20 protein-coding genes and 1 riboswitch are annotated in these 20013 nt (G+C 73.3%); of the genes, 16 read left to right on the forward strand and 4 right to left on the reverse strand.

The window, feature by feature from the left end; translation table 11 throughout:
• The first annotated feature begins 130 nt into the window (after positions 1 to 130).
• Genes N542_RS26820 through N542_RS0119185 form a run of 5 tightly spaced genes read left to right on the forward strand, consistent with a single transcriptional unit; the run spans position 131 to position 7575 of the window.
• The gene (locus N542_RS26820) at positions 131 to 2689 is read left to right on the forward strand and encodes a M4 family metallopeptidase (RefSeq protein ID WP_197026027.1); all 2559 of its coding nucleotides are present in this window, start codon (positions 131 to 133) and stop codon (positions 2687 to 2689) included.
• Positions 2690 to 2727: 38 nt separating this feature from the next.
• A complete protein-coding gene (locus N542_RS0119170; RefSeq protein WP_197026028.1) occupies positions 2728 to 4749 on the forward strand; it encodes a primosomal protein N' in 2022 nt (673 codons plus the stop codon).
• Between the two features lie 27 nt (positions 4750 to 4776).
• On the forward strand, positions 4777 to 5322 hold the full coding sequence (gene def / locus N542_RS0119175; RefSeq protein WP_028645313.1) for a peptide deformylase: 546 nt from the start codon (positions 4777 to 4779) through the stop codon (positions 5320 to 5322).
• Complete coding sequence (gene fmt / locus N542_RS0119180; protein ID WP_028645314.1) at positions 5322 to 6248, forward strand: methionyl-tRNA formyltransferase; 927 nt, start codon at positions 5322 to 5324, stop codon at positions 6246 to 6248. Before def ends, fmt begins: the two co-directional genes overlap by 1 nt.
• Positions 6238 to 7575 (forward strand): RsmB/NOP family class I SAM-dependent RNA methyltransferase, encoded by a 1338-nt coding sequence (locus tag N542_RS0119185; RefSeq protein ID WP_028645315.1) that lies wholly within the window; start codon positions 6238 to 6240, stop codon positions 7573 to 7575. Before fmt ends, N542_RS0119185 begins: the two co-directional genes overlap by 11 nt.
• Before the next feature lie 3 nt (positions 7576 to 7578).
• Here the strand turns inward: N542_RS0119185 and N542_RS0119190 are convergent, their stop codons facing one another.
• Positions 7579 to 8307: an AAA family ATPase gene (locus tag N542_RS0119190; protein ID WP_028645316.1), complete on the reverse strand. Its 729-nt coding sequence runs from the start codon at positions 8305 to 8307 to the stop codon at positions 7579 to 7581.
• 39 nt (positions 8308 to 8346) lie between these two features.
• Here N542_RS0119190 and ligD point away from each other — a divergent pair, with 39 nt between their 5' ends.
• The 11 genes from ligD to N542_RS0119245 all read left to right on the forward strand — a co-directional run bounded on the left by ligD (position 8347) and on the right by N542_RS0119245 (position 17779).
• On the forward strand, positions 8347 to 9309 hold the full coding sequence (ligD, locus tag N542_RS0119195; protein WP_028645317.1) for a non-homologous end-joining DNA ligase: 963 nt from the start codon (positions 8347 to 8349) through the stop codon (positions 9307 to 9309).
• An 89-nt stretch (positions 9310 to 9398) separates the two neighbouring features.
• The gene (locus N542_RS0119200) at positions 9399 to 11003 is read left to right on the forward strand and encodes a RecQ family ATP-dependent DNA helicase (RefSeq protein WP_028645318.1); all 1605 of its coding nucleotides are present in this window, start codon (positions 9399 to 9401) and stop codon (positions 11001 to 11003) included.
• A 6-nt stretch (positions 11004 to 11009) separates the two neighbouring features.
• Positions 11010 to 11675, forward strand: coding sequence for a ribulose-phosphate 3-epimerase (gene rpe, locus N542_RS0119205; RefSeq protein ID WP_028645319.1), 666 nt, complete (start codon positions 11010 to 11012; stop codon positions 11673 to 11675).
• Positions 11676 to 11864: 189 nt separating this feature from the next.
• Positions 11865 to 12010, forward strand: a riboswitch (FMN riboswitch).
• A 73-nt stretch (positions 12011 to 12083) separates the two neighbouring features.
• Positions 12084 to 13124, forward strand: coding sequence for a bifunctional diaminohydroxyphosphoribosylaminopyrimidine deaminase/5-amino-6-(5-phosphoribosylamino)uracil reductase RibD (gene ribD, locus N542_RS0119210; protein ID WP_028645320.1), 1041 nt, complete (start codon positions 12084 to 12086; stop codon positions 13122 to 13124).
• The gene (locus N542_RS0119215; RefSeq protein ID WP_442937497.1) at positions 13111 to 13728 is read left to right on the forward strand and encodes a riboflavin synthase; all 618 of its coding nucleotides are present in this window, start codon (positions 13111 to 13113) and stop codon (positions 13726 to 13728) included. The genes ribD and N542_RS0119215 overlap by 14 nt, the downstream gene beginning before the upstream one ends.
• Positions 13725 to 14426, forward strand: coding sequence for a nicotinamide mononucleotide transporter family protein (locus N542_RS0119220; protein WP_028645322.1), 702 nt, complete (start codon positions 13725 to 13727; stop codon positions 14424 to 14426). The genes N542_RS0119215 and N542_RS0119220 overlap by 4 nt, the downstream gene beginning before the upstream one ends.
• Positions 14423 to 15694, forward strand: a complete 1272-nt coding sequence (locus N542_RS0119225; protein ID WP_028645323.1) for a bifunctional 3,4-dihydroxy-2-butanone-4-phosphate synthase/GTP cyclohydrolase II — start codon at positions 14423 to 14425, stop codon at positions 15692 to 15694. Before N542_RS0119220 ends, N542_RS0119225 begins: the two co-directional genes overlap by 4 nt.
• A 2-nt stretch (positions 15695 to 15696) precedes the next feature.
• A complete protein-coding gene (ribH, locus tag N542_RS0119230; RefSeq protein WP_028645324.1) occupies positions 15697 to 16182 on the forward strand; it encodes a 6,7-dimethyl-8-ribityllumazine synthase in 486 nt (161 codons plus the stop codon).
• A gap of 11 nt (positions 16183 to 16193) precedes the next feature.
• On the forward strand, positions 16194 to 16457 hold the full coding sequence (locus tag N542_RS0119235) for a phosphoribosyl-ATP diphosphatase (protein ID WP_028645325.1): 264 nt from the start codon (positions 16194 to 16196) through the stop codon (positions 16455 to 16457).
• A 10-nt stretch (positions 16458 to 16467) separates the two neighbouring features.
• Positions 16468 to 17316 (forward strand): ATP phosphoribosyltransferase, encoded by an 849-nt coding sequence (gene hisG, locus N542_RS0119240; RefSeq protein ID WP_028645326.1) that lies wholly within the window; start codon positions 16468 to 16470, stop codon positions 17314 to 17316.
• A complete protein-coding gene (locus N542_RS0119245; protein WP_028645327.1) occupies positions 17300 to 17779 on the forward strand; it encodes a PH domain-containing protein in 480 nt (159 codons plus the stop codon). Before hisG ends, N542_RS0119245 begins: the two co-directional genes overlap by 17 nt.
• Here N542_RS0119245 and N542_RS0119250 read toward each other — a convergent pair.
• From N542_RS0119250 to N542_RS25665, 3 genes are read right to left on the reverse strand one after another with little or no spacing between them, the layout of a single operon-like run.
• Entirely contained in the window at positions 17776 to 18327 is a 552-nt protein-coding gene (locus N542_RS0119250; protein WP_028645328.1) for a uridine kinase family protein, read from the reverse strand. The genes N542_RS0119245 and N542_RS0119250 overlap by 4 nt on opposite strands.
• A complete protein-coding gene (locus N542_RS0119255) occupies positions 18311 to 19528 on the reverse strand; it encodes an amino acid deaminase/aldolase (protein WP_036508759.1) in 1218 nt (405 codons plus the stop codon). Before N542_RS0119255 ends, N542_RS0119250 begins: the two co-directional genes overlap by 17 nt.
• Positions 19528 to 19956 (reverse strand): hypothetical protein, encoded by a 429-nt coding sequence (locus tag N542_RS25665; RefSeq protein WP_051552065.1) that lies wholly within the window; start codon positions 19954 to 19956, stop codon positions 19528 to 19530. The genes N542_RS0119255 and N542_RS25665 overlap by 1 nt, the downstream gene beginning before the upstream one ends.
• Positions 19957 to 20013 lie beyond the last annotated feature (57 nt).

Consider the following 20013-nt stretch of genomic DNA (forward strand, 5'->3'; position numbering starts at 1 on the left):
GCCTGCCCACGACGCTCACCTCGTGACCCCGACATGCCCCGGACGGGGGATGTCGGGGTCACTTTCATGTGCCTAGCCTTCGAAGGGTGGTCGACCCGCTCGGTCACCTTTGTTCACGAAGGACTGTGCCGTGACCAGATCGAGAAGCCTTGCCGTCGTGGCGCTGTCGGGAGCGCTCCTGCTCGTCGGTACGCCGGTGACCACCGCCCGGGCGGCTGCCCCCGGCGATGCCCCCGACGATGCTGCGGACCGCGCGCTGGCCCGGTTGGACGCGGATGTCGACGGAGCGGTGACGCTCCGCCGCGACGCCTCGGGTGCCGTCGAGTTCGCGGCCGTGCCGGCAGCCAGCGACGCGGACAGCCCGGCGGTGACGTCGTCCCTGTCGCCGGGTGCGGCCGCCGACCGGGCCCTGGCCCGGTACGGCGCCGCCTTCGCTCGCGCCGGCGGTCCGGCCGACCTCACCCGCACGGCGGTCGACGCGACCGAGACCGGTGACGTGGCGAGGTACCAGCAGGCCGTCGACGGCGTCCCGGTGCTCGGCGGCCAGGTCGTCGTCAGCCTGGACGCCGACCGCGAGCTCTCGTCGGTGCTGGCCCGGACGACGGATGCGACCACGGTCGGGGACTCGACGGTCACCGAGGCTGCGGCCGTCGGCCGGGCCCGGGCCGCGTTCACGGAGCGCACCGGCGCCGCTGCCGGAGCCACGGTCGTGAGCGACGGCCGCTGGCTGCTCGATGCCGGCCTCATCGGCGGCGACGCCGACCTGCCGGACCGGACCGTGTGGCGGGTCCACGTCTCCCGCGGCGCCGACCAGCGCCGTCAGATCCTCGTCGACGACCGCACCGGTGCGGTCCTGATGGACACCGACGAGATCGCGCACGCCGGCCGGGTCGTGTGCGACAACAACAACGTGCAGCGCGCCGGCGACATTGCGTGCACCTCGGGCTTCGCCCGCGTCGAGGGCGGCGGTGCCAGCGGGGTCGCCGACGTCAACACGGCGTACGACCTGAGCGGGGTCACCTCGGACGTCTACCAGCAGGTGGCGGGGATCAACCTGACCTCGCTGCTCGGCATCACCGTCGGCGGGGTCAAGAAGCTGGCCTCGACGGTGAACTGGTGCTACAGCGGCACCACCTGCCCGTACGCGAACGCGTTCTGGAACGGCTCGCAGATGTTCTACGGCCAGGGGTACGCCGGCGCCGACGACGTCGTCGGGCACGAGATGACCCACGGCTTCACCGAGCGCAACTCCGGGCTCTTCTACTGGGGCCAGTCCGGGGCGATGAACGAGTCGATCTCCGACATCATCGGCGAGATCATCGACCACCGACACCCCTCCGCGGGCGACTCCGCCACCAGCTGGGCGCTCGGCGAGGACGTCCCCGGCCTCGCCCCGAACGGGCTGCGCAACGCGGAGGACCCGACGCTGTTCAGCGATCCGGACGCCATGTCGAGCAGCTTCTACAAGGCGCCCGAGACCGGGAGCTACCCGGACCAGGACGGCGTCCACCAGAACTCCGGAGTCGGCAACAAGACCTTCTACCTCATCTCCCAGGGTGGGACGTTCAACGGCCAGACGATCACCGGCATCGACGCCGGCGACGACGACCTGACCAAGTCCGCCAAGCTCTGGATCCTCGTCGACCAGACCCTGACGTCCGGCAGCGACTACGCCGACGAGGCGGCGGTGCTGGACCAGAGCTGCCAGGCCCTCCTCGCCGGTGGGGCCGCCGGCTTCACGGCCGCGGACTGTGCCGACGTGCACCGAGGCACCTTGGCCACGCAGCTGCGCCTCACGCCGACCAACAATCCGCAGCCGGCGGATGCTCGCTCCACGTGCCCGACCGGCCGGGTGAAGCGCACGCTCTTCAGCAGTGAGACCGGCAGGCCGGCGTCGAAGTTCGTCGCCGGACCGACCTGGTCGCGCGACGGCGTCCCCGGGTGGGGGCAGGTGGCGCACAGCGGCCCGGACGCCTGGGCGTCTGCCGCCCCGGGCACGGCCGGGGCCAGCTCGCTGGTGACGGCGAGCGGCATCCGGCTGCCGGCCGGCCAGCCGTCGTACCTCTTCTTCCAGCACTGGCGCCTGCTCGAGTACGGGCCCGGCATCTACGAAGGCGGCACCGTCGAGGTCGACAACACCGCTGACGGCGCGGGACCGGTCGACGTGGCGGCGCTGCCCTGGGTCAACGGCCCGGCCCAGACCATCAACGGTGGCGGCAACCCGGCCAACGGCCGGCTGGGCTTCGGTGGGGACAGCCGCGGCTACCTCGCGAGCCGCCTCGACCTGACCTCGTTCGCCGGGACGTCGGTCAAGCCCCAGTTCACGATGAACACCAACAGCGTCACGCCGTACGTCGGGTGGTTCGTCGACGACATCACCGTCTACACCTGCGACCGGCCGTCGGTGCGGGCGGCCGTGCCGAAGGTCACCGGGGTCGCGACGGTGGGCAGGAGGCTCACGGCTAAGCCCGGCGCCTGGAGGCCCGCGGGGGTCCGGCTGAGCTACGCCTGGCTCCGCAGCGGCAGGACGATCGCGGGGGCCAGGGCTCGCACCTACACCCTCAAGAAGGCGGACCGGGGCCAGCGCATCTCGGTCCGGGTGACCGGCACCAGGTCGGGCTACCGGTCGGCCTCGGCGACCTCGAAGGCCACCGCCAAGGTCAAGGCGAAGCCCCGGAAGCGCCGCTAGCGACGGGCGCGTCCGTGGGCGCTGGTAGAACTGCGCCCATGCCCGCACCCGACGACCCCGAGCTGCTCCCGGGCATGGTGCGGGCGACGGTCAAGGCATCGCAGGCGAAGGCTCGGGCCACCCGCGCCCGCAAGGTCGCGGAGGCCGAGCCGGCGGCCGTCGACCCGGTCGCCCGGGTCCTGGTCGACGTCCCGCTCGCGCACCTCGACCGCACCTTCGACTACGCGGTCCCGGTGGCGATGGCCGAGACGGCCGTGCCCGGTGCCCGGGTCAAGGTGCGCTTCGCCGGCCAGGACGTCGACGGGTTCGTGCTGGCGCGGGCCGCCGAGAGCGACCACCAGGGCCGGCTCGCGCCGCTGCGCCGGGTCGTCAGCCCCGAGCCGGTGCTGCGCCCCCACATCGCGGAGCTCGCGGCCGAGCTGGCCGAGAGGTACGCCGGGACCCGCTCCGACGTGCTGCGGCTCGCCGTACCTCCCCGGCACGCGACCGTCGAGAAGGAGCTGTCGCCGTCGGCCGCGCCGTGGGACCACGACGCCGCGGCGGGGGAGGCCTCCTGGGCGGAGCACCAGCCCGGGCCGGCTTTCCTGCGCCACCTCGCGGCCGGCGGCAGCCCGCGCGCGGTCTGGTCGGCGGCGCCGGCGACGGACTGGCCGACCCTGGTCGCGCACGCCGCCGCGGCCACCCTGGCCTCCGGTCGAGGGGTGGTCGTCTGCGTGCCGGACGGCAAGGACGTGGCCCGGGTCGACCGGGCCCTGCTGGCGACGCTGGGCGCCGGGCACCACGTCACGCTGACGGCTGACGCCGGCCCGGCGCAGCGCTACCGCGACTTCCTCGCGATCAGCCGGGGCGCGCGCCGGGTCGTGGTCGGCACCCGCGCCGCGAGCTTCGCGCCGGTGCGCGACCTCGGGCTGGTCGTCATCTGGGACGACGGCGACGACCTGCACGCCGAGCCGCGCGCGCCGTACCCGCACACCCGCGAGACGCTGCTCCTGCGCGCCGAGAGGGAGGGCGCGGGCGCGCTGATCGGCGGGTTCGTGCGCACGGTCGAGGCGGCGTACCTGCTCCGCACCGGGTGGGCCCAGGAGATCGTCGCGGACCGGGCGGAGGTACGCCGGCGGGTGACGGTCCAGATCGCCGGCGCGGAGACCGACCGCGCGCGGGGTGGGGCGCGGATCCCGCGCGAGGTCCACCTGGCCGTGCGCGACGCGTTGGAGACCGGTCCGGTGCTGGTGCAGACGCCGCGGCTGGGCTACGTCAACGTGCTGGCCTGCGAGCGCTGCCGTACGCCGGCCCGGTGCCAGGTCTGCCAGGGACCGCTGGCGCTGCCCGGCCCGGCGAGCCCGCCCATCTGTCGCTGGTGCGGCACCGTCGACGAGGCGTGGGCGTGCGCCGAGTGCGGCCACCGGGGACTGCGGGCGCCCGTGCTGGGAGACGCCCGGACCGCCGAGGAGCTGGGCCGCGCGCTGCCCAACACCCGGGTGCGCACCAGCTCCGGCGACACGGTGCTGGCGACGGTCTCCGGCGCGCAGCAGGTCGTGGTCGCCACCCCGGGCGCCGAGCCCGTGGCCGAGGGCGGGTACGCCGCCGTCGTGCTGCTGGACACGTGGTTGCTGCTCTCCCGGATCGACCTGCGTGCCGGCGAGGAGGCGCTGCGCCGCTGGGCCGATGCCGCCGCACTGGTCCGGCCCGGAGGACGAGTCGTCGCGGTCGGTGACCCCGCGCACCCGACCCTGCAGGCGCTGGTGCGCTGGGACCCGGCCGGCAACGCCGAGCGCGAGACCGACGAGCGCCTGGCCGCGCACCTGCCACCGGCCAGCCGGCTCGCCACGATCACCGGCGCCCCCGGTGCCGTGGACGACGCGATCACCCTGCTGGACGCGCCGTCGTCCGCGGAGCTGCTCGGCCCGGTCGAGGTGGGCGAGGGGGAGAGCCGTGTGGTGGTGCGGGTCCCGCGGGTCGCGGGGCCCGACCTCTCGCGCTCCCTCGGTGAGCTCCAGCGGCTGCGCTCGGCCCGCAAGCTGGACGCCGTACGCATCCAGGTCGATCCGCCGACGCTGTGACCCGAGGGCGCTCACTAGACTCCCTGCGTGCCCATCCAGCCCATCCGTCTCTTCGGCGACCCCGTGCTCCGCAAGCCCGCCACCGAGGTGGTCGACTTCGACAAGGAGCTGCGTCGCCTGGTCGAGGACCTCACCGACACGATGCTGGACGCTCCCGGGGCCGGGCTCGCGGCCCCGCAGATCGGCGTCGGCCTGCGGGTCTTCACCTGGCGCGTCGACGGGGAGCTCGGCCACCTGGTCAACCCCCGGCTCGAGCTCTCCGCCGAGACCCAGCACGGCTCCGAGGGCTGCCTGTCCATCCCGGACCTCAGCTTCGACTGCACCCGCGCCCTCTCCGTGATCGCCCACGGCTTCGACATGTACGGCGAGCCGCTGGTCGTCGAGGGCTCCGAGCTCCTGGCCCGCGCGATCCAGCACGAGACCGACCACCTCGACGGGATCCTCTTCGTCGACCGCCTCGACAGCGACGTCCGCAAGGCGGCGATGAAGGCGATCCGCGAGGCCGAGTGGTTCGGGCTGGAGCAGCCCCAGATCAAGGTCTCCCCGCATGCCACCCACGGATTCGGATTCTGATGCGCCTCGTCTTCGCCGGCACCCCCGAGGTCGCCGTACCCGCCCTGAACGCCGTCGCCGAGTCCGACCACGAGCTGGTGGGCGTCGTGACCCGCCCGGACGCGCCCTTCGGCCGCGGCCGCAAGCTGACCCCCAGCCCGGTCGCGCTGCGCGCCGAGGAGCTCGGCGTGCCCGTCCTCAAGCCCGTCCACCCGCGTGAGCCGGAGTTCCAGGAGGCGTTGCGAGCGCTGCGGCCGGACTGCTGCCCGGTGGTGGCGTACGGCGCCCTGCTGCCGCAGTCGGCCCTCGACATCCCGCCCCACGGCTGGGTCAACCTGCACTTCTCGGTGCTGCCGCACTGGCGCGGTGCCGCACCCGTGCAGCACGCCATCTGGAACAACGACGAGGTCACCGGGGCCACGACGTTCCGGATCGTCAAGGAGCTCGACGCCGGTCCCACCTTCGGCGTGATGACCGAGCGGATCCGCCCCGACGACACCTCCGGCGACCTGCTCGAGCGGCTCGCCGAGGGTGGCGCCGGCCTGCTCGTCGCGACGCTCGACGGGATCGCCGACGGCTCGCTCTACGAGCGGGCCCAGCAGGCCGAGGGCGTGTCCTTCGCCCCGAAGATCCAGGTCGACGACGCGCGCGTCGACTGGACCCGACCGGCGATCGCGATCGACTGCCAGGTCCGCGCGTGCACGCCGGCCCCCGGCGCCTGGACGACGTACGCCGGCGAGCGGGTCAAGCTCGGCCCCGTCACCCTCACCGAGCAGGTGCTCGCCCCGGGCGTGCTGGAGGTCGGCAAGGCCCACGTGCTCGTCGGCACCGGCACCCACGCCGTACGCCTGGGGGACGTGCAGGCCCACGGCAAGAAGCAGATGGCTGCGGCCGACTGGGCGCGCGGGCTGCGCCTCGAGGCCGGCGCCGGTTTCGATGCCTCCTAAGCAGAAGCGCGGCGCGGTCGACCCGGCGCGCCGGGTCGCCTTCGAGGTGCTCAAGTCGGTGCGCGTCGACGGCGCGTACACCAACCTCGTGCTGCCGGCGCTGCTCCGCGAGGAGGGGCTGAGCGGGCGCGACGCGGCGTTCGCGACCGAGCTCGCGTCCGGCACGATCCGCTGGCAGGGCACGTACGACGCGATCCTCGCCGCCTGCATCGACCGCCAGCTGAGCAAGGTGGAGTCCAAGGTGCTCGACGCGCTGCGGCTCGGCACCCACCAGCTGCTCGCGATGCGGGTGCCGACGCACGCCGCGATCAGCACGACCGTCGACCTGGTGCGCTTCCGCGTCAGCTCGGGCGCCGCCGGCTTCGCCAACGCGGTGCTGCGCAAGGTCTCGGCCCAGGACCTGGCCGCATGGATCGCCCAGGTCGCTCCCGACCCCGCCACGGCGTACAGCCACCCGGCCTGGGTCGTCGAGGAGCTGCGCGCCGCGCTCGGTCGCGATGACGAGCTCGAGGCACTGCTCGCCGCCGACAACGAGCCGCCGAAGGTCACCCTCGTCGCCCGGCCCGGGCGCGCCACCCGCGAGGAGCTGCCGGGCGAGCCGACCGTGCTCTCGCCGTACGGCGTCGTGCTGGCCGGGGGCGATCCCGGCCAGCTGCCGGCCGTCGTCAAGGGTCGCGCGGGCGTCCAGGACGAGGGCTCCCAGCTGGTCGCGATCGCGGCCGCGGCGGCGGCGATCGACGGTGCCGACGCGCGGTGGCTCGACCTGTGCGCCGGACCCGGCGGCAAGGCCGCGCTGCTCGCGGCGCTGGCGGCACAGCGCGGCGCCGGTGTGGTCGCCTCGGAGCGCCAGCAGCACCGCTCGCTGCTGGTGCGGCGCGCGCTGCGTCGAGCGCCCGGCGTGACCGGCATCGTCACCGCGGACGGCACGGCACCGCCGTACCGTCCCGGCTCCTTCGACCGCGTCCTCGTCGACGCGCCCTGCACCGGTCTCGGTGCGCTGCGCCGGCGCCCGGAGGCGCGCTGGCGGCGACGGCCGAAGGACGTGGTCGAGCTGGTGCGGCTCCAGGAGCGGCTGCTCGACTCCGCGCTCGACCTGACCCGCCCCGGCGGCGTGGTCCTCTACGCGACCTGCTCCCCGGTGCTGGCCGAGACGGGCGGGGTGGTGTCCGCCGTGCTCGGCCGACGAGACGACGTCGCCCTCGAGGACCTGGGTCCGGTCCTGCCCGACGTGCCGGACGCCGCGGGTCCGCTGCCCGGGACGCTCCAGCTGTGGCCGCACCGGCACGGCACCGATGCGATGTTCCTGGCGCTGCTGCGCAAGGCGTGAGTCTCAGTCGTCGCTGAGCACGTGCCGCAGGTAGCGGCCCGGGGCGTCCAGGTAGGCGCGCCAGTGCTCGACGAGCTCGAGCTCCTCCCACGTCGTACGCCGCAGACCCCAGTCGCCCACCTCGAGGATCGTGGCGCCCGGCATCGCCGCGAGCACGGGCGAGTGGGTGGCGCAGAGGACCTGGCCGCCGTCCTCGACGATCCGGTGCAGGACCGAGATCAGCCCGAGGGTCGAGGAGGACGACAGGGCCGCCTCCGGCTCGTCCAGACAGTAGAAGCCGGGGGAGTCGAACCTCGTGCGCAGCACCTCGAGGAAGGACTCCCCGTGGCTCATCTCGTGGAACGCCGGGTCCTGGCCGCCCGGGTTGTCCTCGAGGTAGGAGTAGAAGCCGTGCATCGTCTCGGCGCGCAGGAAGAACCCCCACCGGGCGGCGCCGATCCCGCGCTGGAGGTGGAGGGCCCGCCCCAAGGCTGACTCCGTCGCCCGGGTGGCGTGCCGGCTCCCGGTCGAGCCGCCCTCGACGCCCAGGCCGTACGCCGCGGCGACGGCCTCGACGATCGTCGACTTGCCCGAGCCGTTCTCGCCGACCAGGAACGTCACGCCCGGGTCGAGGTCCAGGCCGTCGCGGACCAGCTGGGCCACGGCCGCGACCGTCATCGGCCACGCGTCGGGCCGCGGGGAGCGCGACCGATCCACGGAGACCCGCACCACCGGCGGCTGGTCGAAGTCCATGTCCGAACCGTAGGTGCTGCCACCCCCTAGATTGGGCGCATGCCCACCAAGCCGCCCGCGGTCGAGATCGAGGTCGACGACCGGGTGGTGCGGATCAGCAATCCGGACCGGGTCTACTTCCCGGAGTCGGGAGCCACCAAGCTCGACCTGGTCGAGTACTACCTCGCCGTCGGCCCCGGCATCGTGAACGCCCTCTTCGAGCGGCCGTGCATGCTGCACCGCTTCCCGAAGGGCCTGGCCGGCGACAAGGTGCACCAGAAGCGGATCCCCTCCGGAGCGCCGCCGTGGGTCGAGACCGTGCAGCTGCACTTCCCGCGCTGGGACCGGACCGCCGACGAGCTCTGCGTCACCGAGCTCGGGGCGGTGATCTGGGCGGTGCAGATGTCGACGGTCGAGTTCCACCCGTGGAACAGCCGGCGCGAGGAGACCGAGCTGCCCGACGAGTGGCGCATCGACCTGGACCCCGGTCCGCTCAGCGACTACGACCAGGTCCGCCGGGTCGCCCACGTCGCGCACGAGGTGCTCGACGAGCTCGGGGCCGTGGGCTTCCCCAAGACCAGCGGCAGCAAGGGGATGCATGTCTACGTGCGGATCCGGCCCGACCACGGCTTCAAGGAGGTACGCCGCGCGGCGCTGGCCTTCGCCCGCGAGGTCGAGCGCCGGGCCCCCGACGACGTCACCACGCAGTGGTGGCGCAAGGACCGCGACCCGCACCACCTCTTCGTGGACTACAACCAGAACGCGCGCGACCACACCATCGCGGCGGCGTACTCGGTGCGCGGGCTGCCCGATGCCCGGGTCTCCACCCCGATCCGCTGGGACGAGGTCGACGACGCGGATCCTCGCGACTTCACGATCGCCACCGTCCCCGACCGGTTCGCCGAGCTCGGAGACCTGCACGCCGGCATCGACGACCACGTGTTCGACCTCGCGCCCCTGCTCGAGTGGGCCGACCGTGACGAGTCCGCGGGCGCCGAGCCTCCGGCCGACCCGGAGGGCTGACCCGCACCGAGCCGCACGGGGCCGCACGGGGCCGCACGGGGCGGCCGGGGTGGGCGCATGGCGCCTGTCGCTCGTGGGCACCTCCGCGCGTGTCCAGTGACGGCAACACCCTGCACCAGGTACGACGGGCCGCCAGGTCGGCCTTCGGGCACGACGAGCTGCTGCCGGGCCAGGCCGACGCCACGGCCGCGCTGCTCGAGGACCGAGACGTCCTGCTCGTCGCCCCGACGGGCGCCGGCAAGTCGTTGGTCTACCAGCTCGCCGGGCTGCTGATCGACGGTCCCACCCTGGTGGTGTCGCCGCTCCTGGCCCTTCAGCAGGACCAGCTCGACCACGTCGCGCAGTCGACCGCCGGGGTGCGTGCGGGCCGGATCAGCTCGGCCGAGTCGGCGTCCGCGCAGCAGGACGTGCTCGACTCCGCAGCCGCCGGCGACCTCGAGTTCGTGTTCCTCGCGCCCGAGCAGCTGTCCCGACCCGATGTCCGCGAGCGCCTGGCGGACGTCGGACCGAGCCTGGTGGCGGTCGACGAGGCACACTGCGTCTCGACCTGGGGTCATGACTTCCGCCCCGACTACTTCCGGCTGGGCGAGCTGGTCGCGGACCTCGGCGCGCCACGGATCGTCGCGCTGACGGCCACCGCAGCACCGCCGGTGCGCGACGACATCGTGGCCCGGCTACGGATGCGCGACCCGCTGACCGTGGTCACCGGCTTCGCCCGCGACAACATCGCGCTCGAGGTGGTGCGGCACGCGACCGAGACCGAGCAGCGCCGGGCCGTGGTCGACACCGTCGTGGCGGCGGACGGGCCTGGGATCGTCTACTGCCGGACGCGGCGGGCGGCCGAGGATCTCGCTGCCGCGATCGCCGCCGCCGGGCGCCAGTCCGTGGTCTACCACGCCGGTCTCGCCCGCCGCCGGCGCGACGAGGCGCAGCAGGCCTTCATGCGGGGCGACCCGGAGGTCGTGGTCGCCACCTCGGCGTTCGGGATGGGCATCGACAAGCCGGACGTGCGCTGGATCGTGCACGCCCAGGTGCCCGAGTCGCTCGACACCTACTACCAGGAGGTCGGCCGGGCGGGGCGCGACGGCGAGCCGGCGACCGCGACGCTGGCCTACCGGCCCGAGGACCTCTCGCTGGGGCGCTTCTTCAGCCCGGCGGTCCCGAAGCGCCCCGACGTGGAGCGCGTGGCCGCGGCCGTCGCGGAGCTGGGGACCGACCCACGCGCGGTCGCCGCGCACACGGGCCTGAGCGCGCGTCGCTCGGGCCGCATCGTCAACCTGCTGGAGCTGGCCCGCCAGTCCCAGGAGGGCCCGGTCGAGGGCGGCGCCGCGGTGGACGCCGCGATCGAGATCGCCGAGTCGCACCGCAGGCTGGAGAGGTCGCGCGTGGAGATGATGCGCACCTACGCCGAGACCCGGCGCTGCCGCGCCGAGCTGCTCGTCGGCTACTTCGGGGAGCAGCGCGACGACCGCTGCGGCAGGTGCGACAACTGCCGGGCCGACATCGCACCGGACCCGGGCGACCGCGCCGCGACGCCGTACGCCGTCCAGCGCCGGGTCCACCACGCGGAGTTCGGGGACGGGGTCGTCACCGACGTCGAGTCCGACCGGCTGACCGTGATCTTCGACGACGTCGGGTACCGAACGCTGGCCCTGCACCTGGCCGAGTCCGGGCTCCTGGAGCCCCTAGACTGACTGCCCGTGGGCCACATCCAGATCACGCCGAGCATCCTCAACGCCGACTTCGCCCGGCTGGGCGAGGAGGTGGCCCGGATCGGCAGCGCCGACTGGGTGCACGTGGACGTGATGGACAACCACTTCGTCCCCAACCTCACCTTCGGTCCCACCATGGTCGAGGCGCTGGCCCGCTCGAGCGACGTGCCGCTGGACGCGCACCTGATGATCGAGGCCGCCGACCGCGAGGCCCTGGCGTACGTCGAGGCCGGTTGCGGGTCGGTGACCTTCCACGTCGAGGCGGCGCGGGCCCCCGTCCGCCTGGCCCGCGAGATCCGCGCCCACGGTGCCCGCGCCAGCATGGCGTTGAGACCCGCGACGCCGATCGAGCCCTACGAGGACCTGCTCGCCGAGCTCGACATGGTGCTGCTGATGACCGTGGAGCCGGGGTTCGGCGGCCAGAGGTTCCTCGACCTGTGCCTGCCCAAGATCCGGCGCACGCGTGCGCTCATGGACAAGCACGGCGTCGAGACCTGGCTGCAGGTCGACGGGGGAGTCTCGCTGGAGACCATCGAGCGCTGCGCCGAGGCCGGCGCCGACGTCTTCGTCGCCGGCTCGGCCGTCTACTCCGCCGACGACCCCGACCGGATGGTCGGCGAGCTGCGGGCCCGGGCGGAGTCCGCGCGGGCCTGATCCTCGAGTCGGCGGCTCACTCCTGCCGCGACGTACGCCGTTTGGTCACCAACCGCAGACATCTGCGCCCGAGATCTGCGGTTGGTGACCAAACCGCAGCCCCCAGAGCCGGTGGATCCACCATGTGACACGCCACACGCAGTGGTCGCGGACGCCGTTGTGGCACACTCGTCCCGACGAGTTTTCAGCTCGCGTGCTCTGGGGTCGGTGCAATTCCGAGCCGGCGGTGACTGATCGAGAGATCAGAAGTCCGCGACCCGGTCACCGCCAGTGACCGGTTGACCAGGTGAGAACCCTGGACCGACGGTTAAAGTCCGGATGGGAAGCGCACGCAGGTGTCCTCACGTACGTCGTACGCGAGCGACCCCGTCCAGCCCCGGAGTCCGTGATCGGACATGAGGGGCCAGCATGAGCACCACCGCAGCCGAGCAGGCGGCGATGCGTCGCGCCCTCGCGCTGGCGGCCACCCCCGGGGTGCCGCTCGGTCCCAACCCCCGCGTCGGCTGCGTCCTGCTCGACGACGCCGGCGCGGTCGTCGCCGAGGGCCACCACCGAGGGGCCGGCACCCCGCACGCGGAGGCCGACGCGCTCGCGGCCGCCGGTGACCGCGCGCGCGGCACCACCGCCGTGGTCACGCTCGAGCCGTGCAACCACACCGGCCGCACCGGCCCTTGCGCGCGGGCGCTGGTCGAGGCCGGCGTACGACGGGTGGTCTTCGCCCAGTCCGACCCCAACCCAAACGCGGCCGGGGGAGCTGACACGCTGCGTGCGGCCGGCCTGGAGGTCGAGTCGGGGCTCCTGAGGGCCGAGTCGCGCCAGCTCAACGAGGTCTGGACCTTCGCCGTCGAGCACGGCCGCCCCTTCGTCACCTGGAAGTTCGCGACCACCCTCGACGGCCGCAGCGCCGCGGCCGACGGGACGAGCCGGTGGGTCAGCTCGCTCGCCGCCCGGCGCGACACCCACCGGTTGCGCGCGCTCTGCGACGTGATGCTGGTCGGCGCCAGCACCGTCGCCGTGGACGACCCGCTGCTGACCGTCCGCGACGATCAGGACCGGCCGCTCCCGACCCAGCCGCTGCGCGTCGTGATGGGGGAGCGCGACCTCGACCCCGGCCGGCGGATCTTCAACGGCGACGCCGAGAGCCTCCACCTGCGCACGCGGGACCCGCACGCCGCCCTCGTCGAGCTCTACGCCCGCGACCGCCAGCACGTCTTCCTCGAGGGCGGCCCGACCTTGGCCGGGGCCTTCCTCCGGGCGGGCCTGGTCGACGAGATCGTCGTGTACGTCGCACCCTTGCTGCTCGGCGCCGGCCGCTCCGCCGTCGCCGACCTCGGAATCACCACCATCGCCGCGGCGTTCCGCCCCCGGGTCACGGACATCACCGTGCTCGCCGGGATCGACGGCGAGGAGCCCAACGTGCGCCTGACCCTGGCGCCTGGAGAGGACTGACATGTTCACCGGCATCGTCGAAGAGCTCGGCACCGTCGCCGCCATCGAGGACCAGGGCGACGCGATCCGACTCAGCATCCGCGCCAGCACGGTCCTCGAGGACGCGGGTCTGGGCGACTCGATCTCGGTCAACGGCTGCTGCCTGACGATCACGACGTACGACGCGGACACGTGGACCGCCGACGTCATGCAGGAGACCCTCGACAAGACCAGCCTGTACGGCGTCCGCCCCGGCGACCGGGTCAACCTCGAGCGCGCGGTCACCGCCGACAAGCGCCTCGGCGGGCACATCGTGCAGGGCCACGTCGACGGCGTCGGCACGGTGCTGAGCCGCACCCCGAGCGAGCACTGGGAGGTCGTCGAGATCTCGCTGCCGACCGAGCTGAGCCGCTACCTCGTCGACAAGGGCTCGATCACGGTCGACGGCGTCAGCCTGACCGTCGTCGAGGCCGGCACCGACCGGTTCACGGTCAGCCTGATCCCCGAGACGCTCGCGCGCACCACGCTCGGCGCCCGGCAGCCCGGCGACCGGGTCAACCTGGAGGTCGACATCATCGCCAAGTACGTCGAGCGCCTGCTGCCCCACGCCGGGGGGCAGCAGTGAGCACGCTCTCCGCGCTGTACGACGCGCACCTGACCATCTCCGGCCACCCCATCACCTGGCGGGAGATCGTCGGCAACGGGTTCGGCTTCGCCTCGGCCGTCGGCGGCCTGCGTCGCCGCATCTGGGCGTGGCCGGTGGGGATCGTCGGCAACGTCCTGCTCTTCACGGTCTTCATCGCCGCCACCTTCGACGCCCAGGCCCAGCAGCCGCTCTTCGGCCAGGCCGGGCGGCAGGTCTTCTTCATCATCACCAGCATCTACGGCTGGCACCGCTGGCAGCAGACCAAGCAGGCGCACGGTGGCGGTGACGTCCCCGCGATCGACCCGCGCTGGGCGACCGCACGCGAGCGCGTCGCCTACCTGCTGGCTGCTGCTGCCGGCGTGCTGGTCTGCCAGTGGGTCTTCTCGGTCGTCGGCGCCGGGTGGCCGGCCCCCCGCTGGTACTACTGGTGCGACGCCTGGATCTTCGTCGGCTCGATGCTGGCGACGTACGCCATGGCCCGCGGCTGGAACGACTTCTGGCTCGCCTGGATCGCCGTCGACCTGGTCGGTGTGCCGCTGCTCTGGCACTCCGGCTACTACCCCTCCGCGATCCTCTACGTCTTCTACGGCGCTCTGTGCATCGCCGGCTTCATCACCTGGTGGCGCGCCACCGCGGCCACACCCGGCCAGCAACTCCGAGAGAAGGTCAGCGCATGACCCAGCACGACGCCCAGCACGACGGCGTACGCCTCGACAGCGTCGAGCGCGCGATCGCCGACATCGCCGCCGGCAAGGCGGTCATCGTCGTCGACGACGAGACCCGGGAGAACGAGGGCGACATCATCTTCGCCGCCAGCAAGGCGACCCCGGAGCTGATGGCGTTCACGATCCGGCACAGCAGCGGGGTGATCTGCGTGCCGATGCCTGCCGCCATGCTCGACCGGCTCGAGATCCCCCTGATGACGCCGCACAACAAGGACCGGCTGCGCACGGCGTACACGATCTCGGTCGACGCCCGCGACGGCGTCAGCACCGGCATCTCGGCGAAGGACCGCGCCCACACGGCCCGCGTCCTCGCCGACTCGGCGACGGAGCCCTGGGACATCACCCGTCCGGGGCACGTCTTCCCGCTGCGCTACCGCGAGGGCGGGGTGCTCGTCCGCCGCGGTCACACCGAGGCCGCCGTCGACCTGGCCACGCTCGCCGGGCTCACGCCGGCCGGGGTCCTCGTCGAGGTCGTCAACGACGACGGCACCATGAAGCGAGCTCCCGAGCTGCGTGCGTTCGCCGACGAGCACGGGCTCGCCATGATCTCCATCGACGACCTGGTCCGCTACCGCCGCCGCCACGAGAACCTGGTCGAGCGCGTGGCCGAGACCCGGCTGCCGACCCGCCACGGCGACTTCACGGCGTACGGCTACCGCATCACCGTCGACGGCTCCGAGCACATCGCGCTGGTGTACGGCGACGTGTCGGGCGAGGAGCCGGTGCTGACCCGGGTGCACTCCGAGTGCCTCACCGGTGACGTCTTCGGCAGCAGCCGCTGCGACTGCGGCCCGCAGCTCGACGAGGCGCTCGACCGGATCGTCGAGGAGGGCCGCGGCGTCGTCGTCTACCTGCGCGGCCACGAGGGCCGGGGGATCGGTCTGGTCGCCAAGCTGCAGGCCTACCAGCTCCAGGACGGTGGCCGCGACACCGTGGACGCCAACCTCGACCTCGGCCTGCCCGCGGACGCGCGGCACTACGGCACGGCGACCCAGGTGCTGCGCGACCTCGGCGTCACCAACGTCCGGCTGATGACCAACAACCCCGACAAGGTCGACAACCTCGAGGACTTCGGGGTGCACGTCGCCGAGCGGGTCGCCCTCACCCCGCACCCCAACGACCACAACATCGCCTACCTGCTGACCAAGCGCGACCGCATGGGTCACGACCTTCCCAACCTGGCCGCCGACGCGGCCGACCTCGCCCAGAACGGAGCCTGACCATGTCCGGAGACGGAGCCCCCGACCAGGAGGTGTTCGACGCCAGCGGCCTGAAGGTCGCGGTCGTCGCCGCCAGCTGGCACACCCAGGTGATGGACGGCCTGCTCGCCGGCGCCGAGCGCGCGCTGGCGGAGTACGGCGTCGGCGACCACCGGGTCGTCCGCGTGCCCGGCACCTTCGAGCTGCCCGTCGTCGCCAGCGCCCTCGCGGGTCAGGGGTACGACGCGATCATCGCCCTCGGCGTCGTGGTCCGCGGCGGCACGCCGCACTTCGACTACGTCTGCAACGCCGCCACCGACGGGCTGGTGCGCGTCGGTCTCGACCACACGGTCGCGGTCGGGTTCGGCGTGCTCACGTGCGACAACGACCAGCAGGCGCTCGAGCGCGCCGGGCTGCCGCACTCGCGCGAGGACAAGGGCTACGAGGCCACCTCCGCTGCCCTGCTCACCGCCCGGACCCTGGCACAGGTCGCCGGAGCCACGCCGTAGGCTGGTCGACCGTGAAGACGTTCGACGAGCTCTGGTCCGAGCTGCAGGACAAGGCGCGGACCCGCCCCGAGGGATCCGGCACCGTGCGCGAGCTCGATGCCGGGGTCCATTTCATCGGCAAGAAGCTGGTCGAGGAGGCCGCCGAGTCGTGGATGGCGGCCGAGCACGAGGGCAAGGAGCGGGCGGCCGAGGAGATCAGCCAGCTGCTCTACCACGCCCAGGTGCTCATGCTCGCGACCGGCATCGAGCTCGACGACGTCTACGCCCACCTCTGAAGGCAGCCCCATGTCCCTCCTGAGAGTCGCGGTCCCCAACAAGGGGTCGCTGTCCCAGTCGGCCACCGAGATCCTGCGCGAGGCCGGCTACCGCCAGCGCGAGGACTCCAAGCAGCTGACCCTGATCGACACCGACAACGGCGTCGAGTTCTTCTACCTGCGCCCGCGTGACATCGCGTTGTACGTCGGCGAGGGCACCCTCGACGTCGGCATCACCGGTCGCGACCTGTTGCGGGACTCCGGCGCCAAGGCCGAGGAGGTCACCGGTCTCGGCTTCGGCCGCAGCCGGTTCCGGTTCGCTGGCCCGCAGGGCGCGTTCAGCGACCTGAGCCAGCTCGCGGGCACCCGGATCGCGACGTCCTACGTCGGCGTGGTCCGGTCGTTCCTCGAGGAGCGCGGGATCGACGCGACCGTGGTGCGCCTCGACGGGGCGGTCGAGACCAGCATCCAGCTCGGCGTCGCCGACGTGGTCGCCGACGTCGTCGAGACCGGCAGCACCCTGCGGCAGGCCGGTCTGGAGGTCTTCGGCGAGACGATCCTGGAGTCCGAGGCGGTCCTCGTGACGCGCGGCGGCTCGGTGCCCTCCGACTTCGAGATCTTCAAGCGCCGCATCGAGGGCGTCCTGGTGGCGCGCAGCTACGTGATGATGGACTACGACATCGAGGAGCCCCGGGTCAGCGCCGCCGTCGCCCTGACCCCCGGCATCGAGGGCCCCACCATCGCGCCGCTCCATCGCGAGGGCTGGGTCGCCGTCCGCGCCATGGTCCCGCGCGACGGCTCCCAGCGGCTGATGGACGAGCTCTACGACATCGGCGCCCGCGGCATCCTGCTCACCGACATCCATGCCTGCCGGCTCTGACCGGCCGCCGGCAGCCGGCCTGCCGACGCTCCCGCACACCTGGCGCCCCTTCGGGGTCCGGCTGGCCGGGACCGTCGTGGGTGGCGGCCTGCTGGTCGTCTGCGCGCTGGCCTGGATCGGCTTCGACGAGGAGACCCAGGCCCGGTTCACGGGCTTCCAGCGAGCCACGGTGATCGCCGTCGGGCTGCTCGCCTTCACGCTCTGGTTCGCCCTGGTGCGCTCCCGCGTGGTCGCCGAGACCGGACGGCTCGTGGTCGTCAACGGCTACCGGCGCCGCGAGTACGAGTGGGCGCAGCTCGTCGCGGTGCACCTGCCGCCGGGCGCACCGTGGGTCACCCTCGACCTCACCGACGGCACCACGGTCGCCGCGATGGGGATCCAGGGCTCCGACGGCACGCGCGCGACGAGGGCCGTGCGCGAGCTGCGGGCTCTCGCCGAGCAGCAGGCTACGGGCGCCTCCTAGGTCCCGAACAGCACGTCGGCGTGCCCCCGCGCGCCGGTGCCGGCCAGGTGCTCCTGCTCGGCCACCGACCAGGCCCGGATCTGCGGCTCGATCTCGGCACCGTCACGGGTGAGCACCCGCGCGAGCCGCACCTCGGCCGGCGCCTCCAGCCAGACCGACGTCGTGACCAGCGCGGCGTACGACGGCGCCCACGACCCGACGCCCTCCAGCACCAGCATCGGGCCGGGCGGGACGCTCACGGTCTCGGCGTACCGGTCCGCGATCCAGTCGAAGCGTCGGTAGGCCGCTGGGCGTCCCTCGGCGAGGGTCATCACCAGCGTCCGCAGCTGGTCGGTCAGCCCGGGCAGCCCGTCCCACCCGTCGAGGAGGTCGTCGACGTGCACGACGCGGGCGGCGGGCTCCAGCTGAACGACCTGCGCGGCGAGCGTCGTCTTGCCCGAGCCCGACGGACCGTCGATGCAGATCAGCCGTCCGTTCCCGAGGGTCGGCGGACGTGACAGCGTCAGGTCGAGGACCGTCCGCGCCGACGCCTCAGAAGGCTTGACCACACCCGCGATAGCTCGGCACCGAGTCCACCAGCTCGCTGCCCGCGAGCAGGTGCACCGTCTGGGCGTGCTCGAAGGGCTCACCGGACTTGGCGGGTCGGAACCACACCAGGTCGCCGATCTCGAGCAGCTCGGTCGGCGCACCCGTGATCGGCGTCTGCACCTCGCCGGCGCCCTCGAGCGCGATCAGCTCGAGGCCGGCGGGCGCCCACGGGATCGGCAGCCGGTCCGGACCGGCCGGACCGGAGGCGACGATCCCGCCGCCGTGCACGGTGACGATGCCCGGAGCGGGGCGGCGTACGACCGGAAGCCCGATGTACGACGCCGGGCGCGGCTCGAAGGAGCGGTAGTGGTCGAAGAGCGTCGGCACCAGCAGGCCGGATCCCGCGGCGATCTCGGTGACGACCGGGTCGGCGGCGGTCTCGGCGACCGAGCCCGACCCGCCGGCGTTCCAGAACTCCAGCGCGGCGATCTCGCGCAGCGCGTCCGCGATCTCCTGGCGCCGTACGGCGAGCTGCGACATCGACATCGTCTTGAGCCGACGCACGATCACCGACCTCGCGCGCGCCGTGGGTACGGCGTCCTGCAGGCCGGCGACCTGGCCCTCGTAGGTCATCGCGCCGACGAGCCGGAAGCCGTCGCGCCGGACGATCTCACGGGCCAGCGCCACCACGGCGGCCGTGTCCTGCAGCGGGGACCGCTTGGGGCCGACGTGCTGGCCGGCGAGCTGGAGCCCGGCGTCGACGTCGATCGAGATCCGGACGGGCACCGCGGGGGAGACCCGGACGCTGTCGATCACGTCCAGGTGACCGGTGCAGTCCACCATCAGCGTGATGGCGGCCGCCGCACTGGGCGAGGCGACGAGCTCGGCCAACGCCCCTCGGTCGACGGTCGGGTAGGCCACGACGATGTCGTCGCAGATGCCCTGCGCGTGCAGCCACAGGGCCTCGCGCAGCGTGAAGGCGAGCACGCCCTCGAACCGGTCGTGGGCCAGCGCCCGCTGGATGAGGGCCGGGATCCGCAACGACTTGGACGCCACCCGGACCGGCAGCCCGCCGGCGCGACGCACGAGGTCGTCGGCGTTCGCGTCGAAGGCGTCGAGGTCGACGACGAAGATCGGGGTGGGCAGGGGAGCGCCCTGCTTGGCGACCGCGTCACCCAGGCGCGACCACAGCCTGTTGCGCTCCACGTCCGACGGTGGCATCAGCTGATCCCTCGCTTGCGCAGCAGCGCCTCGATCTCGGCCATGTCGTCATCCTCGGCCAGCGCCGGCTTGCCCTTGCGACCGGGTCCCCGGGAGGGCAGTGCCTCGGGCTCGGCAGCGGCGGGACCGACCTCACGGGCAGCCAGGCGGCCGCCGACCCCGATCAGGACCACCGAGAGCCCCGCCAGCACGATGCCCATCCACACGGTCGGGTTGAGGACCAGGTTGCTCGCCCAGTCACCGATCTCCCCGGCGATCCCGGTGAACATCTGCAGGGTCTTGGTCAGGTAGGCCGCCAGCGGCAGCAACGTGAAGCCCGCGGCGCGGACGCCGGAGGCCAGACCGCGGCTGCGGAAGGCGTACCAGGTCCAGATGCCGCCGGCCACGGTCAGGCTGAGAGTGAGTGCCGCCCACGCTGCGTCGTCCACCGTTCAAGCGTCCCACACGCCGGGTGGGTCGCGGCCCAGGCGGCCGCGTCGTGCCCT

This window comes from Nocardioides sp. URHA0020 (genome assembly GCF_000620705.1).
Classification (GTDB): domain Bacteria; phylum Actinomycetota; class Actinomycetes; order Propionibacteriales; family Nocardioidaceae; genus Nocardioides.

Coding starts and splice junctions, on each gene's coding strand:
- N542_RS0119255 (WP_036508759.1), bottom strand. CDS start 19,528: ATGCCACCGTCGGACGTGGAGCGCAACAGGCTGTGGTCGCGCCTGGGT.
- N542_RS0119170 (WP_197026028.1), top strand. CDS start 2,728: ATGCCCGCACCCGACGACCCCGAGCTGCTCCCGGGCATGGTGCGGGCG.
- ribD (WP_028645320.1), top strand. CDS start 12,084: ATGAGCACCACCGCAGCCGAGCAGGCGGCGATGCGTCGCGCCCTCGCG.
- fmt (WP_028645314.1), top strand. CDS start 5,322: ATGCGCCTCGTCTTCGCCGGCACCCCCGAGGTCGCCGTACCCGCCCTG.
- ribH (WP_028645324.1), top strand. CDS start 15,697: ATGTCCGGAGACGGAGCCCCCGACCAGGAGGTGTTCGACGCCAGCGGC.
- N542_RS0119245 (WP_028645327.1), top strand. CDS start 17,300: ATGCCTGCCGGCTCTGACCGGCCGCCGGCAGCCGGCCTGCCGACGCTC.
- hisG (WP_028645326.1), top strand. CDS start 16,468: ATGTCCCTCCTGAGAGTCGCGGTCCCCAACAAGGGGTCGCTGTCCCAG.
- N542_RS0119225 (WP_028645323.1), top strand. CDS start 14,423: ATGACCCAGCACGACGCCCAGCACGACGGCGTACGCCTCGACAGCGTC.
- N542_RS0119190 (WP_028645316.1), bottom strand. CDS start 8,307: ATGGACTTCGACCAGCCGCCGGTGGTGCGGGTCTCCGTGGATCGGTCG.
- N542_RS0119185 (WP_028645315.1), top strand. CDS start 6,238: ATGCCTCCTAAGCAGAAGCGCGGCGCGGTCGACCCGGCGCGCCGGGTC.
- ligD (WP_028645317.1), top strand. CDS start 8,347: ATGCCCACCAAGCCGCCCGCGGTCGAGATCGAGGTCGACGACCGGGTG.